The sequence below is a fragment of the Neisseria sp. P0021.S007 genome (assembly GCF_051956855.1).
On record NZ_JBQCXA010001696.1, the window covers coordinates 1 to 445 of the forward strand.

The following is a 445-nucleotide window of genomic DNA, read 5'->3' on the forward strand; positions in this document are numbered from 1 at the left end:
TGACTTCGACGAAGTTACCGGTGTGTACGTCGTCGGCCAGTTTGGCTTGCGGACGCAGACGGGCGTATGGGCCGATTTGGTTGTTTTCGCCGACTTCGCAACCTTCAAAATGGGAGAATTGGGCGATTTTGGTGTTGGCACCGATTTTGGCATTTTTGATCACGCAGTTGGCACCGATTTCGACGTTGTCGCCGAGTTCGACTTCGCCTTCGATCACGACGTTGACGTCAATCACGACATCTTGTCCGTGTTTCAGACGGCCTCGTAAATCGAAACGTGCCGGATCGCGCAGGGTCACGCCTGCTTTGAGTAATTCTTGCGCCTGTTCGGTTTGGAAAATGCGCTCGAGTTCGGCCAGTTGGAGTTTGTTGTTCACGCCGGCGGCCAGATGGGAGGCGCGCACTTGGACGGGATGAACTTTGATGCCGTCGGCAACGGCTTTGGC

General features: G+C 55.3%; 1 pseudogene. It reads right to left on the reverse strand.

The features are described 5' to 3' along the window. Positions 1-445: pseudogene (glmU, locus tag ACTHUR_RS20970) on the reverse strand (bifunctional UDP-N-acetylglucosamine diphosphorylase/glucosamine-1-phosphate N-acetyltransferase GlmU); the annotation flags it as partial.